The organism is Telluria sp. ZB2R32 (assembly GCF_059685715.1).
Genome location: NZ_JCASIG010000001.1, coordinates 982,742 through 1,001,929 on the forward strand (window position 1 = coordinate 982,742; position 19,188 = coordinate 1,001,929).

The window sequence follows — 19,188 nt, forward strand, 5'->3', positions numbered from 1 at the left end:
ATCGTTTCGCTGATAAGTTCGCTAATAAGTTCGTCACCCAGGAATGTAATGCCATCACTTTGGATGCTGTTCGCCAGCTTCGCGTTTGCCGCCATGGGCGCCGGCGTGAAACTCGCCTCCGAGTTCTACACCACTTCCGAACTCCTGTTCTACCGCGGCCTGTTCGGCTTCGTGACCCTGTTTGCCATCGTGCGCTTCCAGGGCGGCACCTTCAGTACGCCTTTCAAGAAAGAGCACCTGGTGCGCAGCGCCGTCGGCGTGATTTCGCTCTGGCTGTGGTTCTTCGCCATCGGCAAGCTGCCGCTGGCCACGGCCATGACGCTGAACTACATGGCGCCGATCTGGATGGCGGCTGGACTGTTCCTGGCCGGCTGGTGGTCGAAGACGAACACCGTCGAATGGCCGCTGGTGCTGGCCGTGGGCGCCAGCTTCTTCGGCGTGACGCTGGTGCTGCAGCCCGCGGTGGAAAGCAACCAGTGGCTCGGCGGCCTGGCCGGCGTTGCCTCGTCGGTGATCTCGGCGGTGGCCTACATGCAGGTGCGCAAACTGGGGCAGATGGGCGAACCCGAATACCGCGTCGTATTCTATTTTTCGCTGACGACGGCAGTGGCCGGCCTGGTCGGCGTGCTGAGCGGCGATGGTGCGCCGGGCGGCATGCCCTTCCACGGCCATACCCTGGGCGGCGCCCTGCTCCTGGCGGGCATCGGCGCGGCCGCCCTGATGGCGCAGATGGCGATGACGCGCGCCTACCGCGTCGGCAAGGTGCTGGTGGTGGCGAACCTGCAGTACACCGGCATCGTGTTTTCCAGCCTGTGGGGCCTGGCGCTGTGGGGTGACCGCTTCGGCTGGCACGTGTGGCTCGGCATCGGCGTGATCCTTGCCTCCGGCATGGCGGCGACGTTCTACAATACGCGCAAGACGGCGAAAGGCGCCGTGCTGGAAAAGACCGACCCGATCGCAAGCGAACTGTGAGGAGCCCCATGTACACGACCCTGATTTCCGCAGCTGATCTCGCCGCCCATATCGACGCGCCGGACTGGGTGATCGTCGATTGCCGCCACGACCTCGTCAACCTCGCCTGGGGGCGCGAAGCGTATGCCGCCGGCCACCTGCCGCACGCGCTGTTCGCCGACATGGAAACCGAACTCTCGGGCGCGAAGCACGGCGAAGACGGCGCCTTCCGCGGCCGCCATCCGCTGCCGGAGAAGGAAGCGCTGGCCGCCACCCTGCGCCGCTGGGGCGTCAACGACGGCACGCAAGTGGTCGCCTACGACGCCCACGGCGGCATGTACGCGGCGCGCCTGTGGTGGCTGCTGCGCTGGCTCGGGCACGAGGCGGCGGCGGTGCTCGACGGCGGCTTGCCGGCCTGGCAGGCGCTGGGCCAGCCGCTGTCGTCCGATCCGCCCGATCCACGCACGTCCGGCACGCTCAGCGTGCGCGCGCCGTTCGTGCCGACGGTGACGGTGGCCGAGGTGCTGGAGAATATCGAGAGCGAAGGCCGCACCGTGGTCGACGCGCGCGCGGCCGACCGCTTCCGCGGCGAGAACGAAACCGTCGACCCGGTCGGCGGCCATATCCCGGGTGCGAAGAACCGCTTCTTCAAGGATAACCTGCACAACGACGGCCGTTTCAAAGCGCCGGAACAGCTGCGCGCGGAATTCGGCGCCGTGATCGCCGATCCGAAAAATGCCATCATGCAGTGCGGCTCCGGCGTGACGGCCTGCCACAACCTGCTGGCGTTGGAGGTGGCCGGCATGCCGGGCGCGGCCCTGTATCCGGGCTCGTGGAGCGAGTGGAGTGCCGACCCGGCACGGCCGGTGGCGACCGGCGCAGATTGAGCAGGACACCATGGAACGAACTACCAAACAGCGCACGGCCATCCACCAATGCATCCTCGATGCCGGACGGCCGCTGGCACCGCAGGAAATCCTCGAACACGCGCAGGGCGTGGTGCCGGGGATCGGTCTCGCCACCGTCTACCGCAACATCAAGTCGATGCTGGAGGCGGGCGAGATCATCACGGTGTCGCTGCCCGGCAGCGGCGACCGCTACGAGATCGCCGGTCATCACCATCACCACCATTTCCACTGCCGCTCCTGCGACCGCGTCTATGAAGTGCATGCCTGCCCCGGCGACATGCAGAAGCTGACGCCCGAGGGCTTCGTGCTCGAATCGCACGAGTTGACCTTGTACGGTTTGTGCAGCGCGTGCAAGGGTAAAAAAGTTGGCGGCAGCGCACCGTAGGGTGGGCACTCCGTGCCCACGCGGATGCCCCATTTGATCGGTGGTGAAGACTGCTTAAACGCTTCGTTTATGTTATTTCTCACACTGTGCGGCACGCTGCTGCACGACCGCGTGGGCTCGAGAGCCCACCCTACAGCTTAACGATCGGCCGGGCAGCTGTTGCAAAACACGTGATTGCGCCGGTGCGCCTTCAAGAGCAGCACGCTGCTGGCGACGGCCAGCGCCGTTTCGGCGCCCTGCCCCAGCCGCGGGCCGGCCACCAGCACCGCCAGCAGGAACAGCGCCAGCCCGGCGCCGCCCAGCAGCAGCGGCCGCCGGTCGCGGTGCGCGATGAAACCCGGCACCAGCGCTAGCAGCACGGGCACGGTCACGCCGGCCAGCAGCAGGTCGTGCAGGTGGTGGTGCTCCTCGCCCAGCCCGAGCAGCGGAAAGGCCGCCAGCAGCAGCGGCATGGCCAGGCAGTGCAGCAGGCACAGGCTCGATGCCGCCATGCCGGCGTAGTCGGCGAACCTGATCAACCCTCGCATCGTCAGAACAGCAGGCGCACGCCGGCCGTCAGGTTACGTCCGGTCAGCGGCGCCGCGCGCTTGATGAACGAGGTATGGCTGAACGCCAGTTCGTCGGTCAGGTTGTTGATGCGCGCGTAGAGCTGCGCCGGCAGGCCGCCGATGCGGGTGGTGTAGTGGGTGCCGATGTTGAGCATGTTGTAGCCGGCGGTCGGCGTCTCGAACTCGCCGACGTCGTCCTGGGTGCCGGTGCGGATCAGTTCGACCATGCCGTGCCAGGCCTGCCAGTGCGCGTTCACGCGCGCGCCGATGCGGTGCGGGGCGATCCGCGGGATGTTGCGGCTACCCGCGGCGCCGGTATCGTCGAACTTTGCACGGACGTAGTCGCCGAACAGCGTCGCATCCAGGTTGGCCGAGAACTTGTGGCGCAGCTCCCCTTCCAGGCCCGTGAACGTGGCGTCGCGCTGGGCGTATTCGACCAGCTGGAAGCCTTCGTGGTTGTCGAGCGTGTTGGCATAGATGTAGTTGCCCATCTTGTTGTGGAAGGCGCTCAGCGAGAAGGTGGTGGCGCCGGCGAACTTGCGTAGCGTGAGGTCGAGGTTGTTCGAGGTTTCCTTGTCCAGGTTCGGGTTGCCGAGCTCCCAGGTGCTGGTGGCCAGGTGGGCGCCGTCGGCGTACAGCTCTTCGGCCGTGGCCAGGCGGTGCGTGCGCGCCACGGATGCGCGCAGCGAATAGTCGGGACGGAATTTCCAGACCGCGCCCAGCGCGACCGAGGTGCCGCGCGCGTCCGTATCCTGCTGGGTGGCGCTGTCGACGGCGATCTTTTGCCATTCGTGGCGCGCGCCGGCTTCGAAACGCCAGTCGCCCAGCTTGTATTCCTCGGTGACGAAGACGGCGTGCTTCCTGGTGACCGTCGGCGGCACGTAGGCTTCTTCGCCGGCGGTGTTGAAATCGCGGTACGAGGTCTGGGCGCCGATCACGCCGCGCCAGCCGCCCAGCGGCACGTGTTCGAGTTCGACGCGGGCGTCGCGGCCCTTGTTGAAGAAGCTGGTGGCGATCGCTCCCTCTTCCAGCTCGTCGTGGCGGTAATCGGTGAACGAGGCGCGCAGGCGCGCCGCGGTGATGCCGGCGATCGGATTGCGGATTTCGCCGCGCACGTCCCAGCGGTCGCTGTCGAGTTTCACGACGGGGACTTCACCGGCCTCGTGATCGTGCTCGTGCTCGTGTTCTTCACCCTCGTGATCGTGTTCGTCATGCCCGCCGCAATGCAGGTGGTCGCCATGCGGATGGCAGCTGCCGAATTCGTGGTTGTGGCCCGGGATGCCGTATTCGGTGCGCTCTTTGGTGTAGGCCGCGCCCAGGAAGCCGCGCTCGCCCACCCACGACAGGCCGACGCTGCCCGTCTCGGATTCCTTGAAACTGCCGCCCACGTGGCGGCCCTCTTCCCAGCCGTCGCCGACGCGGTAGGCGTCGGCATCGCGTTTGACGCCCTCGGCGTGGAGCGCGAAATTGCTGCCCAGCGCGCCGGTCGCCTCGAAGCGCCGGTCTTCTCGCGCGCGGCCGAATTGGCGCGCAGTTCCATGCTGCCCTCGAACGGCTTGCCGGGCATCCCGGTCGGGATCTTGCGGTCGATGACGTTCACCACGCCGCCCACCGCGCCGCCGCCATAGGCCAGCGCCGACGGGCCGCGCAGCACTTCGATGCGCTCGGCCAGCACGGGCTCGAAGGCGATCGCGTGGTCGGGGCTGATCGTCGACGCATCCTGGATCTCGGCGCCGTCGGACAGGATTTTCACGCGCGGACCGTCCATGCCGCGGATCACCGGGCGGCTCGCGCCGGCGCCGAAGTGACTCGAGGTGATGCCGGGCTGGTTGTTCAGGGTTTCGCCCAGCGTCGACTCGCGCGCCCGCACCAGCTCGCCGCCGCCGAGCGAGGTCACCGGCGTGATCATGTCGTCGCCCAGCAGGCCCAGCGCGCTGGCCGAAATCACCACCGTCGGGATGCTGTCGGGATCGGTGTGCGGGCGGCTATTGTCCGATTGAGCGTGGGCGAGCGGTGCGCCGAAAGCGCACAGGAGGGCCAGCGCGAGCGGGGTCGGTTTGCAGGTCGGGAGGGGCATGGGCGAGGTCCTTGTCGATGAATGGCTGCTGCGCGTGCGGACGTGGTCCATCCGCGCTTTGGTAATGATAAGCTATTATCATTAAATGCTCAAGAACGGTTTCCTGGCGAACGCGACGCTTGCTGCCGACGACTGTGGACACGTCCGTACCGCGTGGGCACGGAGTGCCCACCCTACGAGAAGCGTCGGAACAGGCCCGGATAACGCAGGATGAAGCCGTCGGCGTCCACCGTCAGCTCGGCTTGGAAGTCGATGTCGATGCCCTCGAACAGCACCAGGCCGCTGTCGAGGCGGGTATACGCCTGGGCCGCTCGCACCACGCTGAGCGCGGGCACCGCGATCCAGGCGACGTCGATCGCCTGGCGCCGGTCGAGCATGTTGGCGAGGCGGCGCAGCGGGAGGGTGTTGGTGAAACAGCTGGCGGTGAGGTCGACGTCGATGCAGCCGGCCAGCGCATCGAGCGCGGCGCCGGCGCCGTCGTGCCAATGGCCGCGGCCGTCGCTGAAGAGTTCGAGATGCGCGCCGCCGGCGACGTCGACGACGGCGTGGCGCACCTGCCAGGCGGCGTCGCATTCGATGGTGTAGCTGGCGCCGAAGCGCTCGCCCGCGTCGTCGCCGATGACGACGCCATGGGCGACGATTGCGTCATCCTGGCAGTGCACGACCAGGTGTTCGAGTCCGGTTCCGGACTCGGGAATCCAGCGGTGAAAGACGGGGTAAGTGAGCATGGCAAGCCCTCGCGTCGAGACGACCGGGACTGCTTGCAGGACTTAACGCCCGGTCAGGAACAGGACGATGATAACCCCAAGTCCGATCAACAGCACCTGCGGGATCGATTCCTTCACCGTCGCCCTCCTCTGCATCTGCGGCATCAGGTCGCTGACCGCAATATAGATGAAGCCGGACGACGCGAACACCAGCACGTAGGGAATCAGGCCGCTGGCGCGGTCGAGCGTGTAGTAGCCGATCAAACCGCCGGCCACCGACAACAGGCTGCACAGCAGGTTGAAGACATAGGCGCGCATGCGCGAGAAGCCGGCATTGAGCAGGACGATGAAATCGCCGATCTCGGTCGGGATTTCGTGGGCGACGATCGCCAGCGCGGTGACCATGCCCAGTTCCGGGTTGGCGAGAAAGGCGGCCGCGATCAGGATCCCGTCCGTGAAATTGTGCATGCCGTCGCCGATCAGGATCATCCAGCCCGACTTGCCGGCCGCGTGCGCATCGTGGCCGTGGGCGTGGTGGTGGCCGTCGCCCTCGTGGTGGTGCGAGTGGCGCAGCAGCGCCAGCTTCTCGAGCAGGAAGAAGGCGAACAGGCCTGCCAGCAGGGTCGCAAACAGTTTATAGGTTTGGGCGCCGGACTCGAAGGCTTCGGGCAGCGCATGCAGGAACGAGGTCGACAGCATGATGCCGACCGACAGGCTCACCAGCCGCTCCACCATTTTGGAGAGCAGCGTGAACGAAAACAGGGCCGCGGCCGAGATGCTGACGACGCCGGCGATCAGGGTCGCCAGCAGGATGGAGGTGAGAATCGGGTCGATGTGAAGCCTCTTGTTCTGGACTTGCAGGGCATGGCAGGCATGGCAAGCCGGGCATTGTACAGTGCCCGGCCAGCTTTCGTACGCGCGCCGCGCTGGCGTTGAGACTTAAGCGACGCCGTGCGTCCGGAACCACTCCACGGCGCGGCGCCAGCCGTCCTTCGCGTCCGCCTCGTTGAAACTCGGGCGGTAGTCGGCGTGGAAGGCGTGGCCCGAATTCGGATAGACGTGGAAGGCCGAGCCGCTGTTGCCCTTGTCCAGCGCCGCGCGCATCCGGTCGACCGATTCGAGCGGGATGCCGGTGTCCTTGGCGCCGTACAGGCCGAGCACCGGCGTTTTCAGGTTCTGGGCGACGTCGATCGGGTGCTTCGGCGAGTTGGCGGTGGCGTCGCCGGCCAGGCGCCCGTACCAGGCCACGCCGGCTTTCACGTTCGGATTGTGCGCCGAGTACAGCCAGGTGATGCGCCCGCCCCAGCAGAAGCCGGTGATGCCGAGCTTCGCGGTATCGCCGCCGCGCTGTTTCGCCCAGGTGACGACGGTATCGAGGTCGGACATGACTTGCGCATCCGGCGTCTTGCCGACGATGTCCTTCATCAGGTCGGCGATGTTCGGCACCTTGCTGGCGTCGCCGGCGCGCACGAACAGGTCCGGCGCCACGGCCATGTAGCCCAGTTTCGCGAAGCGGCGCGCCACGTCCTTGATGTACTCGTGCACGCCGAAGATCTCGGAAATCACCAGGATCACCGGCGGATTGGCCTTGCCTTCGGGCTGGGCGCGGTACACCGGCACGTCCTGGCCGTTGATGACGATGATGTGGTCCCCGGCGGACAGGCCCGTGACGTCGGTCTTGACCACGGTTTGCGCCTCGACCGGCAGGGTCGCGGCCGCAAAGCCGGTGCCGATCGCCGCCTTCAGGAACACACGGCGGTCGACGCCATCGTCGAAATTGCTGGCGCCAACCAGGCTGTCGCCGTCTTGTACGAGATCCTTCATGTGCATCCCTCCGTTGTCTTGGTTATCAGGTTGACTATCTTACCGCGACATGGGGGCGCACGCATGGCCGGCAAGGTCTAAGGCAATTGCCGGGCCGCGCGCAGGCGCTCGATGGCGGACACGATCGTCGCTTCGGTCTCCATCGCCTCGGTAAAGCCGGCGCGGCGGATCTTGCCCATGTCCGACACCATGTCGAACTCGGTATTGAAGACGAAGTCGCCGAACCACCAGCCCACCAGTTTCTCGATATCGGGCGTTTGTAACCCGTGCTGCGCCGCCAGCTGCGCCCAGGCGTCGGCCTTCAGCGGCATCTGCCTGGCCAGCGAGAACGGCTGCGGCGGGCCGACTTCCATATCGAAGGCATCGGCCACGCGGCGCCAGATGCGCTCCCAGCGAAACGGTTCGTTGACCAGGTTGAAGGCCTCGTTGCGGGCGGCGGGGTCGAGCGCGGCCCAGACGCTGGCGCGCGCCATCCAGGCCGAATCGGTGGTCTGGGCCAGCACGCCCGAATACACTTTATGGGTGCCCGGGAAGCGCAGCGGCACGCCGGCCTGCTTGCTGAGCGCGGCGAAGACCCCGATCACCATCACGATGTTCATCGGGTTGCCGGCGATGTCGCCGACCACCACGTCCGGACGCAGGATCGACCAGTCGAAGTCGCCCGCCGCCGCGCACTCGCGCAGCAGGTCTTCCTGGGCATAATAAAAATTCGGCGTCATGTGGCGCGGATCGTCCTCGTAGAACGGCGCCTGGGTCGGCCCGAGGTGCACGCCATACACCTTGGCGCCCTGGTAATGCACCACGCGCCGCAGCGGCGCGCCGACACTCTTCAAGCCGTCGAGCAGGTTGCGCAGCATGCCGCCGTTGATACGCTCTTCGTCGAGCAGGCCGTCGCCGCCCTTGAGCGCGGCGTAGAACACGTGGGTGGTATCGCGCGCGGCTTCCAGCGCCTGCCGGGTGGCTTCCGCATCGGTGAGATCGACCTTGATGGTCTCGACGCCTTCGACGAAGGTGCGCGGCATGGCGCGCACCCGCCATTCCGGGCGCCCCTTCAATTCGCGCACCACCGCGTTGCCGATGATGCCGCTGGCGCCGACGACCAGCGCCCTGTACTGTGTGCCCATCCGTTTTCTCCCGTTGCAAAGGTCAGGGAGTGAGGATAAACGCTTGGCGTGGCCGGCGCCGTCCGGGACGGGTGTTTCGCGAATGTTCTGCGGTGCGTTGAACGCGTGGGCGGCTACACACGGACGCAAGCACTCACGCGCCCGTCATGCCGCCCACGCGTTCAACCAGCCGCCGCTCAATCGCGCGCGGTAACGGAGCCGATCCCCGCCACCGACTTGTTGACGACCCGCGGATTGCCGTAATAGCTCAGGCTCCCCATCCCCTGCACCTTGGCGTCGAGCCGGTCTTTCGCATACACCTTGACGTCACCGACGCCCTGGAAGCGGATGTCGGCGTCGTTCGCAATCAAGGCCTTGCTGTCGACTTCGCCCACGCCTTCGGCCGTCATCTTGAAGGTCTTGACCTGGCCGCTGATCGCCATGCTGCCGGCGCCGCGGTAGTTGACGTCGAGGCGCTCGCCGCGGATGTTGTTCAACTTGATTTCGCCGGCGCCTTCGGCATCAAAGGCGCGCAACTGCGGCAGCTTGATGACGATGCGCTGGTCGTCGTGGGTGGTGGTCACGCTCTTGTCGCGCATGCGCAGGCGCAGTTCGCCATTGACGACTTCGCTGGTAAGTCCGTTGACGAACTTGTCGCTACCGCGCACCAGCAGCGACTGCTGCGCCGCGCCGGCATCGACGGTCATGCTGATCGGACCCTGCACGCGGATCGAGGTGAAGGGAGCGACGGTGCGCACCTGGTCGGCGGCCTGGACGGCGCCGGCGGCGAAGGAGAGAACAAGAACGGAGGCGAGGATGGTGGTGGCGCGCATGATGGTTTCCTTTCGTTGGAATGGAAACCATCGTAGAGCGAAGCACGCCCACAGTCGCCGGTTTTGCGATGGACTGCAAGAACGGCGGCCTGAATGGCCTCAAGCTTCGCTGGTCAGGTAGGCGCTGATCGCCTGCCCGACTTCGCTCGTGCTGGCGGTGCCGCCCAGGTCCGGCGTGCGCGGACCGTTCACCAGGCAGGCTTCCATGGCGCGCACGATGGCGTCGTGGGCGGCGGTATAGCGGGCGTCGCCCTGTCCCAGGAATTCGAGCATCATCGCGCCCGACCAGACCATGGCGATCGGGTTGGCGATGTTCTTGCCGGCGATGTCGGGCGCCGAGCCGTGCACCGGTTCGAACAGCGACGGGAAGCTACGTTCCGGGTTCAGGTTGGCCGACGGCGCGATGCCGATGGTGCCGGCGCAGGCCGGGCCGAGGTCGGACAGGATGTCGCCGAACAGGTTGGAGGCCACCACGACGTCGAAGCGTTCCGGCGAGAGCACGAAGCGCGCCGCCAGGATGTCGACGTGGTACTTGTCCCATTTGACGTCGCCATACTGTTCGCCCATCGCCGCCACGCGCTCGTCCCAATACGGCATCGAGATCGCGATGCCGTTCGACTTGGTGGCGGCGGTCAGGTGCTTTTTCGGGCGGCGCTGGGCCAGCTCGAACGCGTATTTCAAAATGCGGTCGGTGCCGTGGCGCGTGAAAATCGCTTCCTGCAGCACCAGTTCGCGCTCGGTGCCTTCGAACATGCGCCCGCCGACCGACGAATACTCGCCTTCGGTGTTTTCGCGCACCACGTAGAAATCGATGTCGCCGGGCTTCTTGTTCGCCAGCGGGCACGGCACGCCGGGCATCAGGCGCACCGGACGCAGGTTCACGTACTGGTCGAACTCGCGGCGGAATTTCAGGAGCGAGCCCCACAGCGAGATGTGGTCGGGCACGGTGTCGGGCCAGCCGACGGCGCCGAAGAAAATAGCTTCGAAACCGTCCAGTTGCTCTTTCCAGTCGTCCGGCATCATCTTGCCGTGTTTGGCGTAGTAGCCGCAATCGGCCCATTCGAAGGTAGTGAATTCGAGGCCGATGTCGAAGCGCCTGGCCGCGGCTTCCAGCGCGCGCAGTCCTTCGGGCATGACTTCCTGGCCGATGCCGTCGCCGGCGATCACGGCAATTTTATGGGTTTTCATGGCGTGCTCCTGTCATTAGATAGCGTCAGCATAAACCAATACGTGGCGTTTATAATCGCTCTTACCGTGATATCAAAGAACACGATTTATGACTAATCTATTGGACAACGACGACTTGCGCGTCTTCGTCACCGTAGTGCGCAAGAGCAGTTTCGCCGCCGCCGCGGAAGCGCTGGGCATGTCGCCCGCCTATGTGAGCAAGCGCATCGGCATCCTCGAAGAGATGCTCGGCGTGCGCCTGTTCCAGCGCACCACGCGCCGGGTGGTGATTACCAGCGACGGCGAACAGGTGTACGTGCGCGCCCAGGCCATCCTCGACAATTTGGATGAGCTGATGGACGAAGTCTCCGAGCGCCGCCGCGAACCGAGCGGCCAGGTACGCATCTGCAGCAGCTTCGGCTTCGGCCGCAACCTGGTCGCGCCCGCGATCGCGAAGCTGGTGGCCGCCTATCCCGGCCTGCAGATCCGCTTCGAAGTGTTCGACCGCCTGGTCGACACCGTGGCCGAAGGCTTCGATCTCGACGTGCGCGTGGGCGACGAGATCGCGCCGCACCTGATCGCGCGGCGCCTGCTGGCCAACCACCGCATCCTGTGCGCCGCCCCTGCCTATCTCGCGCGCCACCCGGCGCCGAAGAATCTGGCGGACCTGGCCGGCCACCAGTGCCTGCCGATCAAGGAACGCGACCACCCGTTCGGCGTCTGGCGCCTGCGCGGCCGCGGCGGCGGCGAAGAAACGGTGAAGGTATCCGGCGCGCTGTCGACCAACCACGGAGAAATCGCGCTGCGCTGGGCGCTCGATGGCGCCGGCATCGTGCTGCGCTCGCGCTGGGATGCGCAGCCCTATCTCGATGCCGGCACGCTGGTGCAGGTGCTGCCCGACTATACGCAGGAAGCGAACGTGTGGGCCGTGTATCCGCAGCGGCTGGCCGGCTCGGCGAAGGTGCGCGTGTGCGTGGAATTCCTGGAGCGGCACCTGGCCATGGGTGACGTACCCTGATTGCGTTCCGTTATCGCGTACCGGGGGGACGTAAGGTGGGCGGCTACACCCGGCGGTTTGCGTTCCCGCTGCGTCAATGCCGCCCACGCGTTCAACCGGCTTGCGCTTGGCCGCGTGATTGTTCCGGCGTGCGTTGAACGCGTGGGCGGCGTTCACGCCGCGTCGATGCAGAGCATCGGGTGCAGCCGCCCACCCTACGTCCTCTGCCCGGTCTTCAAATAAAACGTGGCGCCCTCGCGCCCGGCGGTGACAGCCGGATAGCGCCCGGCCGGCAGCCGTATCCAGGCGCCGCGCGCGCAGGCCTGGCCCTCGACCAGCAGTTCGCCTTCCAGCACCAGCAGCTCGGCGCTGTCGACCGCGTCGGGGATGATGGCGGCATGCGGCGCCACCCGTTGCAGGCAGACCCGCTCGCCTTCGCCGGCAAACAAGGGGCAGACGGCACGGTCGCCGCGCCGCTGCCAGGCCGCCCGGTCGCGCGTATCGATGCGCACATGATCGGTTTCGCTCGGCGCCATCTGGCGCAGCTTCACGAAAATCAGGGCGCCGTCACGGCTCGACGGCCGGTGCGCGGAATCCGGCGGATTGCGCAGGTACCAGCCTTCGGGAAAATCGCCGTGCTCGTCCGAGAAGGTGCCCGACAGGACCAGGATCTCTTCGCCATCCGGATGGGCGTGGCGCGGAAAGCGCGAACCGGGTGCATAGCGCACGATGCTGGTGGCACGCGCCTGCTCGGCGCCGATACGGTCGAGCATGACGCGCTCGACGCCCGGCTGCGGCGAGGCCACCCACGCGTACTGGTGCGGGACGATCACGACGACGCGCGAGAAATCCGCATTGACCAGCATCGGCGCTCCTGGATGTGGCAGTGGTTCAGGCAAACTTGGTTGCGGCCGGCAGGCGCTTGCCGACCACCTTCACCACCGCCATTTTTTCGCTGCCGACCGAGACCATGGCATCGGTGCGCACCTGCGCCTTGTAGCTTTCGGCGCTGGCGTAAGTGGTGCCGACGACGGCGAGTGCGGCGACCAGGAACAGCGCTTCCATGTGCTTGAGGACGTTCATTTTCAGGCTCCCTTCGGTTGGTTAGTAGGCCCTGCGCGTTGTGCGTTCGGGCTGTCGATGGGAGTACTTTAGCGGTCCGCTCCATGCCTCTCCAGCGGTGTGCGACGAAGTGCAAAAAACGCGTGATGAAGCGTACAAAACGGGGATATCGGCGATGTTGCGGCCTTCGTGCGGGCCGTTAGCGGCTGATCAGTGAATGAGGGCGTCGCCATAGCTGCGGCGCCGGTCCGGCTGTTGCAGCACGCGGTGCGCGGTCTCGAAGGGCACGCCGCGTTCGCACAGCATGCGCGCGGCCAGGTACATGCCGTGCGCGCGCAGGATCTCGATCGAGGCGTCGATCAGTTTGGCGGTGTCGTAGTCGCGGCGAGGTCGCATGGTCTGTCCTCAATGAAAGCACCGGCTTGGCGCAGCTGGGCGATCCAGACCGTGGCGCCGCCGCAGGCCGCATCGTCCACTGCGTGGCGCATGACCTGGAAACCGTGCTCTTCCAGCAGGCGCCGATATGCGGCGCTGTCGAGCGAGGCGTGGTACAGCATTTGTCCGCCATTATCGCTCCAGGTTTCGCCCTGTTGGCTGCCCGACGTGAACATTACCATGCCATGCGGGTGCAAAAGACGCGCAAACGTCGCGAACATGGCACGCTGGTCGGCAGGTGGCAAATGGAACAGGCTGTGCCAGGCGATGACGGCATCGAAGCATTGGCCGGGCGCCAGCGTGCGCATGTCGCTCTCGATCAGGCACGTGTCCGGAAAACGCGTGCGCGCGATCGCAAGCATGGCGGGGCTGGCGTCGACGCCCGTGACCGCGCACCCGCGTTCGAGCAGGTAGCGCAGGATGGGGTCGCCGGTGCCGCAGCCGAGGTCGAGGATGGCGGCGCCTGGCGGCAGGGCCTCGATCAACGCGTCCAGGTAGGGTTGCTCGATCAGCGTGCGGGTACGGTGCTCGTCGAACCAGGTGGCGATGGTGTCGTAGGCGCGGGCGGGAGCGTGGGTATCAATGGGCCGCTTCCCAGTTCAATCCCACACCGGTCTCGGCCACCAGCGGCACCTTCAGTTCCGCCACGCCGGCCATCAATTCCGGCAGCCTGGCCTTGACCAGCTCGAGCTCGGCTTCCGGCACTTCCAGCACCAGTTCGTCGTGCACCTGCATGACCATGCGCGTGGCCAGCTTGTCGGTCTCCAGCCAGTCCTGCACCGCGATCATCGCCAGCTTGATCAGGTCGGCCGCCGTGCCCTGCATCGGCGCATTGATTGCCGCCCGTTCGGCGCCGGCGCGGCGGGGGCCGTTGGGGGAATTGATTTCGGGCAGCCACAGACGGCGGCCGAACACGGTTTCGACATAGCCGCGCGCCTTGGCGGCGACGCGGGTTTCGTCCATGTACTGTTTTACGCCCGAGAAACGCGCGAAATAACGGTCGATGTAGTTGGCGGCGGCGGCGCGTTCGATCTGCAGGTTGGCGGCCAGGCCGAAGGCGCTCATGCCGTAGATCAGGCCGAAGTTGATGACCTTGGCGTAGCGGCGCTGCTCGGAATCGACTTCGTCGGGTGCGACGCCAAAGATTTCGGCGGCGGTGGCGCGGTGGATGTCGACGCCTTCGGCAAAGGCGCGCAGCATCGCTTCGTCGCCCGAAATATGCGCCATGATGCGCAGTTCGATCTGCGAATAGTCGGCCGAGACGATCACGCTGCCCGGCGGCGCAACGAACGCTTCGCGGATGCGGCGCCCCTCTCCGGTACGCACCGGGATGTTTTGCAGGTTCGGATCGTTCGAGGCCAGGCGCCCGGTGATGGCGACGGCTTGCGCGTAATTCGTGTGCACGCGGCCGGTGTTCGGGTTCACCATTTTCGGCAGCTTGTCGGTATAGGTCGATTTCAGTTTCGACAGGCTGCGGTGTTCCAGCAGCACTTTCGGCAGCGGGAAATCCTCGGCCAGTTTCTGCAGCACTTCTTCGTCGGTCGAGGGCGCGCCGGTGGCGGTCTTCTTGATCACCGGCAGGCCGAGTTTGACGAAGAAGATTTCGCCGATCTGCTTCGGCGAACCCAGGTTGAACGGGCCGCCGGCCATCTCGTAGGCTTTCGCTTCGAGTTCGACCAGGCGCGCGCCCAGTTCGCGCGACTGCGCTTCCAGCTTCGACGCGTCGATCAGCACGCCGTTGCGCTCGATTTTCTGCAGCACGATCTGCGTCGGCAGCTCGATATTCTTGTAGATGTAGGTCAGGCCGGCGTTTTCTTCCACGTGCGGCAGCATGGTCTGGTGCAGGCGCAGCGTGATGTCGGAATCCTCGGCCGCGTATTCGGTGGCGCGGGTCAGTTCGACCTGGTCGAAGCAGATCATGTTGGCGCCCTTGCCGCAGACGTCGACGAAAGGAATCGTCGTGTAGCCGAGGTGGCGCATCGCCATCGTGTCCATGTCGTGCGGTTTATGCGATTCGAACACGTAGGATTGCAGCAGCGTGTCGTGCACGATGCCTTTCAGGGTCACGCCGTGGTTGTTAAAGATGTGCATGTCGTACTTCAGGTTCTGGCCCAGCTTGGGCTTGGCCGGATTTTCCAGCCAGCCGCGCATGCGTTCCAGCACCTCTTCGCGCGGGAGTTGCTCCGGCACGCCGGCGTAGCGGTGCGCCAGCGGGATGTAGGCGCCCTTGCCCGCTTCCACGGACAAGGAGATGCCGACCATCTGCGCCGTCATCGGCTCGAGCGAGGTGGTTTCGGTGTCGACCGAAGTCAGTTCGGCGGCATCGACCAGCGCCAGCCATTTATCGAGCTGCTCCCAGGTGGTGACCAGTTCGTATTCGCCCTTGATGATCGGCATGCCGGGCAGCGTGTCCTGGGCGCCGTCGAGCGACTTTTGCGCGCCTTCCGGGGAATTCAGGGCTGGCGCGCCGATGCCGGGGCCGGACTGCAATTCGCGCAACATGGTCTTGAAACCATAGCGCTGGAAGAAGTCGCGCAGCGCATCCTTGTCTTCCGGACGCGCGACCAGGCTTTCCTCGATCGTCACCACATGGCCCATCAGGTTGCAGTCGGTTTTCACGGTGATCAGTTCGCGCCCGCGCGGCAGCCATTCCAGCGCCGTGCGCAGGTTTTCGCCGACCGCGCCCTTGATGTCGTGGGCGTTTTCGATCACGCCGTCGAGCGAGCCGTGCAAGGCCAGCCATTTCAGCGCCGTCTTGGGGCCGCACTTGTTCACGCCCGGCACGTTGTCGACCGTGTCGCCGATCAGGGTCAGGTAGTCGATGATGCGGTTCGGCGGGACGCCGAATTTTTCCAGCACGCCGGCTTCGTCGAGCTTTTCGTTGCTCATCGTATTGATCAGCATGACCTTGTCGTTGACCAGTTGCGCCAGGTCCTTGTCGCCGGTCGAGACGATGGTGTTCATGCCCTTGGCGGCGGCTTGCACGGCCAGGGTGCCGATGACGTCGTCGGCCTCTACCCCTTCGACCATCAGGATCGGCCAGCCCATCAGCCGCACCACTTCGTGGATCGGCTCGATCTGCTTGGCAAGGTCGGTCGGCATCGAGGCGCGGGTCGCCTTGTACTCGGGGTACATGTCGTCGCGGAAGGTTTTGCCTTTCGCATCGAACACGCAGGCGATGTAGGCGGCCGGATAGTCGGCGCGCAGGCGGCGCAGCATGTTGACCATGCCGTGCATGGCGCCGGTCGGGTGGCCGTCCGGACCGCGCAGGTCGGGCAAGGCGTGGAAAGCGCGATACAGGTAACTGGAACCGTCGACGAGCAGCAGGGTATTTTGCATAGGAATGATGGGTGAAGCCGGCAAGAGCCAAAGTGGCATCCATTATCGCAGAATCCGCCATACGCAAAGCACAACAGGCGGGCGCCGGCCAAGCTTCCAATATGAAGGCGGACCCTGAAATGACCAGCACACTTTTCACAGGGAGTCACTGTGTTTGTTACAATGGTTCAAACGATACAAGGTGACCATCATGTTGCGCACATCCCCCCGCCTGACCCTGTCGATCGCCCTGCTCGCCTGCACCGGCGCGGCACTTGCGCAAACGTCCGCGCAATCGGTTCCGGCAGTCTCGCAGCCGACGCCCCAGACGACGACCCAGACCACGCCGACCGGGCAGCCGCCGACCGAACGTATCGAGACCGATACGCCGGCCACGAACGTCGATCCGCGCCGCGGCACCCAGATCCGGGAAAACCGCAACAACCGCGGCGAGGTCACCGCCGTCGAAGTCCAGAGCGGCCCGAGCCGGTATACGATGAAGTCGGGCCAGCCGGCGGGCAATGCCCAACCCGGCGACGCCCAGAGCAGCGGCATCCGCGCGCCGCAATGGCAAGTGATGGAATTCGACCTCAACGGCAAGCGCAAGGCCGCTGCCGATGCCGAAGCGGCCGCCGCCGCGGCAGCGGCCGGTGCCCCGGCCACGCCGACCGCGGCCACCGCCAGTGCAACCGCGAACGCGACCGGCAAGCCGGTCGCCGGCGCCATGCCCACGGCGGTGCCGGCAGCGACCACGCCCATGCTGAGGCCGGCCGAGATTCCACCGCCGCCACCGCTGCCCACTACCCGCTGATCGACCCGCCAGGCGGGCGCTTGCGCCCGCACGCCCAGACGCTCATCTCCAGACCCTCATCTTTCTTCCCGCATAATGGCAGTTTTCACCGCAGTCACACTGGATGAGCTCACCCAGTGGATGGAGCAGTTTCCCCTCGGCCAACCAGTGGCGCTCCAGGGCATCGCATCCGGTATCGAAAACAGCAATTTTTTCCTTACCACCGAGCGCGGAGAATATGTATTGACGGTGTTCGAGAACCTTGATTTCGACCAGCTGCCCTTCTACGTGCAGCTGATGCGCCACCTGGCCGAGCGCGGCATCCCGGTGCCGGCGCCGGTCAGCAATGCATCGGGCGAACTGGTCGTCGCGCTGCACGGCAAGCCGGCCGCCATCGTCAGCAAACTCGAGGGCAGCTCGCAGATGGACCCGCAGCCGGTGCATTGCGCGGAAGTCGGCGCGATGCTGGCGCGCATGCACCTGGCCGCGCGCGACTTTCCGCTGCGACAGCCGAATTTGCGCGGGCTCGACTGGTGGCAGGCAACCATGCCCCAGGTGCTGCCGTGTCTAGCGCCCGGGAATGCGCAACTGCTGCAAAGCGAAGTCGCGTTCCAGGCGGATTTTGCCGCGGGCAGCACGTATGCGCGCCTGCAGCGCGGCCCCGTGCACGCCGACCTGTTCCGCAACAACGTGATGTTCGTCGGCGAACGCCTGAGCGGCTGCTTCGACTTTTATTTTGCCGGCGTCGACACCTGGCTGTTCGACCTGGCCGTGACCGTCAACGACTGGTGCATCGACCTGTCCAGTGGCGAACTCGACGTCGCGCGCGTGGAAGCGCTGCTGGCGGCCTACCGTGCCGTGCGCCCGTTCACGCCTGAAGAACAGGCCGCCTGGCAGCCGATGCTGCGCGCCGCGGCGCTGCGCTTCTGGCTGTCGCGCCTGTACGATTTCCACGTGCCGCGCGAAGCCGAAATGCTGACGCCGCACGATCCCACCCATTTCGAACGCATCCTGCGCGAACGCATTGCCACGCCTGCCCCACGCCTTGCCCCTCACGAATGAATAACATGCCCGCAATTACCGGCTGGAACTGGCTGAAGGAGGGCACCGGCCTGTTCCGCAAGCAGCCTGCCGCGCTCACCACGCTGCTGTTCGCCAATATCCTGTTCAGCCTCTTCGTCAGCGCCGTGCCTTTCTTCGGCAAGCTGATGGTGGTGCTGATCCCCTCGCTGTCGATGGCCTTCATGAAGGCTTGCCTGATGATCGAGAACGGCGAACGCGTGACCCCGGCCGTGCTGCTGACGGGATTCAAGAAGCCCGTGCTCGGTCCCTTGTGCAAGGTCGGCCTGATCTACCTGGCCGCCTCGCTGGTGCTGAGTCTGCTGACCAGGGTGGCGATCGATCCCGCCTTCTGGGAACAGATGGCCAAGGCATCGCAGTCGACGCAGGGGGTCGACCCGGCCAATCCACCGCAGGTGCAGGCGTCCGACATGCTGGCCATGTTCGGCATCTTCATCCTCGACGTCGCCGTCCTGGTCTCGCTCGCGTTTGCCGCACCGCTGACCTACTGGCAACAGATGGGACCGGGCAAGGCCACCTTCTACAGTTTCTTCGCCGTGCTGAAAAACGCGCGCGTGTTCATCGTGCTCTTGACGAGCTGGTTCGGGCTGTTCACCGGGGTGTGCTTCATCATCGCCTTGCTGCTGGGCGGCTCGGGGCTGGCCAGGGTGGCGATCATGTGGCTGTTCTTCCTGTTCATGCTGCTGATGCAGTGCGCGATGTATGCGGGGTATCGGCAGATTTTCGGGAAGCCGGTGGAGGCGGGTGCGGGACGCGTTAACCTCGGCAAGTAAGGGTGGGGTGTTGTAGGGTGGGCGCCCCGGGCCCACGCGGAACGATGAGAGGTGTTGGCGTTGTTCCGGCCGTGTAGGTTGATGGAAGTACGATGTATCTCAACCGGTAGCGGGGCCGAACAAGATTCGGCCAACATGATGCATCGTTCACGCGTGGACGGAGCGGTTCGCCGCCCGGTCCACCCTACGTCCTCCCCGATCGGCGTGAACGGATCGTTGCGGGCGTTACC

At 65.7% G+C, this 19,188-nt stretch carries 19 protein-coding genes and 1 pseudogene; 7 read left to right on the plus strand and 13 right to left on the minus strand.

Annotated features, from left to right (window positions below):
• Positions 1–48 precede the first annotated feature (48 nt).
• From AC56LG_RS04245 to AC56LG_RS04255, 3 genes are read left to right on the plus strand one after another with little or no spacing between them, the layout of a single operon-like run.
• On the plus strand, positions 49–972 hold the full coding sequence (locus tag AC56LG_RS04245; RefSeq protein ID WP_497164873.1) for a DMT family transporter: 924 nt from the start codon (positions 49–51) through the stop codon (positions 970–972).
• An 8-nt stretch (positions 973–980) separates the two neighbouring features.
• Positions 981–1,838 carry a sulfurtransferase gene (locus AC56LG_RS04250; RefSeq protein ID WP_497164874.1) on the plus strand — a complete coding sequence of 286 codons (858 nt, stop codon included), beginning with the start codon at positions 981–983 and terminating at the stop codon, positions 1,836–1,838.
• A gap of 10 nt (positions 1,839–1,848) precedes the next feature.
• Positions 1,849–2,244: a Fur family transcriptional regulator gene (locus AC56LG_RS04255; RefSeq protein ID WP_497164875.1), complete on the plus strand. Its 396-nt coding sequence runs from the start codon at positions 1,849–1,851 to the stop codon at positions 2,242–2,244.
• Positions 2,245–2,381: 137 nt separating this feature from the next.
• Here AC56LG_RS04255 and AC56LG_RS04260 read toward each other — a convergent pair whose 3' ends face one another.
• The 8 genes and pseudogenes from AC56LG_RS04260 to AC56LG_RS04295 form a co-directional block, all read right to left on the minus strand.
• Positions 2,382–2,771: a MerC family mercury resistance protein gene (locus AC56LG_RS04260; RefSeq protein WP_497164876.1), complete on the minus strand. Its 390-nt coding sequence runs from the start codon at positions 2,769–2,771 to the stop codon at positions 2,382–2,384.
• A 2-nt stretch (positions 2,772–2,773) separates the two neighbouring features.
• A pseudogene (locus AC56LG_RS04265) lies at positions 2,774–4,869 on the minus strand (TonB-dependent receptor domain-containing protein).
• A gap of 173 nt (positions 4,870–5,042) precedes the next feature.
• Positions 5,043–5,597, minus strand: a complete 555-nt coding sequence (locus AC56LG_RS04270) for a putative glycolipid-binding domain-containing protein (RefSeq protein ID WP_497164877.1) — start codon at positions 5,595–5,597, stop codon at positions 5,043–5,045.
• Between the two features lie 42 nt (positions 5,598–5,639).
• Complete coding sequence (locus AC56LG_RS04275) at positions 5,640–6,338, minus strand: ZIP family metal transporter (RefSeq protein WP_497165021.1); 699 nt, start codon at positions 6,336–6,338, stop codon at positions 5,640–5,642.
• A 177-nt stretch (positions 6,339–6,515) separates the two neighbouring features.
• Positions 6,516–7,400 carry a dienelactone hydrolase family protein gene (locus AC56LG_RS04280; RefSeq protein ID WP_497164878.1) on the minus strand — a complete coding sequence of 295 codons (885 nt, stop codon included), beginning with the start codon at positions 7,398–7,400 and terminating at the stop codon, positions 6,516–6,518.
• Positions 7,401–7,477: 77 nt separating this feature from the next.
• Positions 7,478–8,524 carry an SDR family oxidoreductase gene (locus tag AC56LG_RS04285; protein ID WP_497164879.1) on the minus strand — a complete coding sequence of 349 codons (1,047 nt, stop codon included), beginning with the start codon at positions 8,522–8,524 and terminating at the stop codon, positions 7,478–7,480.
• A 176-nt stretch (positions 8,525–8,700) separates the two neighbouring features.
• Positions 8,701–9,336, minus strand: coding sequence for a GIN domain-containing protein (locus AC56LG_RS04290; RefSeq protein WP_497164880.1), 636 nt, complete (start codon positions 9,334–9,336; stop codon positions 8,701–8,703).
• 99 nt (positions 9,337–9,435) lie between these two features.
• Positions 9,436–10,524: a tartrate dehydrogenase gene (locus AC56LG_RS04295; protein ID WP_497164881.1), complete on the minus strand. Its 1,089-nt coding sequence runs from the start codon at positions 10,522–10,524 to the stop codon at positions 9,436–9,438.
• 88 nt (positions 10,525–10,612) lie between these two features.
• Between AC56LG_RS04295 and AC56LG_RS04300 the strand changes: the two genes are divergently transcribed.
• Positions 10,613–11,521: a LysR substrate-binding domain-containing protein gene (locus AC56LG_RS04300; RefSeq protein ID WP_497164882.1), complete on the plus strand. Its 909-nt coding sequence runs from the start codon at positions 10,613–10,615 to the stop codon at positions 11,519–11,521.
• A 194-nt stretch (positions 11,522–11,715) separates the two neighbouring features.
• Here the strand turns inward: AC56LG_RS04300 and AC56LG_RS04305 are convergent, their stop codons facing one another.
• The 5 genes from AC56LG_RS04305 to polA all read right to left on the minus strand — a co-directional run bounded on the left by AC56LG_RS04305 (position 11,716) and on the right by polA (position 16,336).
• Complete coding sequence (locus AC56LG_RS04305) at positions 11,716–12,366, minus strand: cupin domain-containing protein (protein ID WP_497164883.1); 651 nt, start codon at positions 12,364–12,366, stop codon at positions 11,716–11,718.
• A gap of 25 nt (positions 12,367–12,391) precedes the next feature.
• Complete coding sequence (locus AC56LG_RS04310) at positions 12,392–12,583, minus strand: hypothetical protein (protein WP_497164884.1); 192 nt, start codon at positions 12,581–12,583, stop codon at positions 12,392–12,394.
• Positions 12,584–12,772: 189 nt separating this feature from the next.
• Positions 12,773–12,958 carry a hypothetical protein gene (locus AC56LG_RS04315; RefSeq protein WP_497164885.1) on the minus strand — a complete coding sequence of 62 codons (186 nt, stop codon included), beginning with the start codon at positions 12,956–12,958 and terminating at the stop codon, positions 12,773–12,775.
• The gene (locus AC56LG_RS04320) at positions 12,922–13,581 is read right to left on the minus strand and encodes a class I SAM-dependent DNA methyltransferase (protein ID WP_497165022.1); all 660 of its coding nucleotides are present in this window, start codon (positions 13,579–13,581) and stop codon (positions 12,922–12,924) included. Before AC56LG_RS04320 ends, AC56LG_RS04315 begins: the two co-directional genes overlap by 37 nt.
• Positions 13,577–16,336: a DNA polymerase I gene (gene polA, locus AC56LG_RS04325; RefSeq protein ID WP_497164886.1), complete on the minus strand. Its 2,760-nt coding sequence runs from the start codon at positions 16,334–16,336 to the stop codon at positions 13,577–13,579. Before polA ends, AC56LG_RS04320 begins: the two co-directional genes overlap by 5 nt.
• Positions 16,337–16,526: 190 nt before the next feature.
• Here polA and AC56LG_RS04330 point away from each other — a divergent pair, with 190 nt between their 5' ends.
• From AC56LG_RS04330 to AC56LG_RS04340, 3 genes are all read left to right on the plus strand, one after another.
• On the plus strand, positions 16,527–17,126 hold the full coding sequence (locus tag AC56LG_RS04330) for a hypothetical protein (RefSeq protein ID WP_497164887.1): 600 nt from the start codon (positions 16,527–16,529) through the stop codon (positions 17,124–17,126).
• Between the two features lie 75 nt (positions 17,127–17,201).
• Complete coding sequence (locus AC56LG_RS04335; protein ID WP_497164888.1) at positions 17,202–18,167, plus strand: homoserine kinase; 966 nt, start codon at positions 17,202–17,204, stop codon at positions 18,165–18,167.
• A 5-nt stretch (positions 18,168–18,172) separates the two neighbouring features.
• The gene (locus AC56LG_RS04340; protein ID WP_497164889.1) at positions 18,173–18,958 is read left to right on the plus strand and encodes a BPSS1780 family membrane protein; all 786 of its coding nucleotides are present in this window, start codon (positions 18,173–18,175) and stop codon (positions 18,956–18,958) included.
• Positions 18,959–19,188: the final 230 nt, after the last annotated feature.

Coding starts and splice junctions, on each gene's coding strand:
- AC56LG_RS04270 (WP_497164877.1), bottom strand. CDS start 5,597: ATGCTCACTTACCCCGTCTTTCACCGCTGGATTCCCGAGTCCGGAACC.
- AC56LG_RS04315 (WP_497164885.1), bottom strand. CDS start 12,958: ATGCGACCTCGCCGCGACTACGACACCGCCAAACTGATCGACGCCTCG.
- AC56LG_RS04340 (WP_497164889.1), top strand. CDS start 18,173: ATGCCCGCAATTACCGGCTGGAACTGGCTGAAGGAGGGCACCGGCCTG.
- AC56LG_RS04260 (WP_497164876.1), bottom strand. CDS start 2,771: ATGCGAGGGTTGATCAGGTTCGCCGACTACGCCGGCATGGCGGCATCG.
- AC56LG_RS04290 (WP_497164880.1), bottom strand. CDS start 9,336: ATGCGCGCCACCACCATCCTCGCCTCCGTTCTTGTTCTCTCCTTCGCC.
- AC56LG_RS04255 (WP_497164875.1), top strand. CDS start 1,849: ATGGAACGAACTACCAAACAGCGCACGGCCATCCACCAATGCATCCTC.
- AC56LG_RS04280 (WP_497164878.1), bottom strand. CDS start 7,400: ATGAAGGATCTCGTACAAGACGGCGACAGCCTGGTTGGCGCCAGCAAT.
- AC56LG_RS04305 (WP_497164883.1), bottom strand. CDS start 12,366: ATGCTGGTCAATGCGGATTTCTCGCGCGTCGTCGTGATCGTCCCGCAC.
- AC56LG_RS04335 (WP_497164888.1), top strand. CDS start 17,202: ATGGCAGTTTTCACCGCAGTCACACTGGATGAGCTCACCCAGTGGATG.
- AC56LG_RS04330 (WP_497164887.1), top strand. CDS start 16,527: ATGTTGCGCACATCCCCCCGCCTGACCCTGTCGATCGCCCTGCTCGCC.
- AC56LG_RS04300 (WP_497164882.1), top strand. CDS start 10,613: ATGACTAATCTATTGGACAACGACGACTTGCGCGTCTTCGTCACCGTA.
- AC56LG_RS04295 (WP_497164881.1), bottom strand. CDS start 10,524: ATGAAAACCCATAAAATTGCCGTGATCGCCGGCGACGGCATCGGCCAG.
- AC56LG_RS04245 (WP_497164873.1), top strand. CDS start 49: ATGCCATCACTTTGGATGCTGTTCGCCAGCTTCGCGTTTGCCGCCATG.
- AC56LG_RS04250 (WP_497164874.1), top strand. CDS start 981: ATGTACACGACCCTGATTTCCGCAGCTGATCTCGCCGCCCATATCGAC.
- AC56LG_RS04310 (WP_497164884.1), bottom strand. CDS start 12,583: ATGAACGTCCTCAAGCACATGGAAGCGCTGTTCCTGGTCGCCGCACTC.
- polA (WP_497164886.1), bottom strand. CDS start 16,336: ATGCAAAATACCCTGCTGCTCGTCGACGGTTCCAGTTACCTGTATCGC.
- AC56LG_RS04285 (WP_497164879.1), bottom strand. CDS start 8,524: ATGGGCACACAGTACAGGGCGCTGGTCGTCGGCGCCAGCGGCATCATC.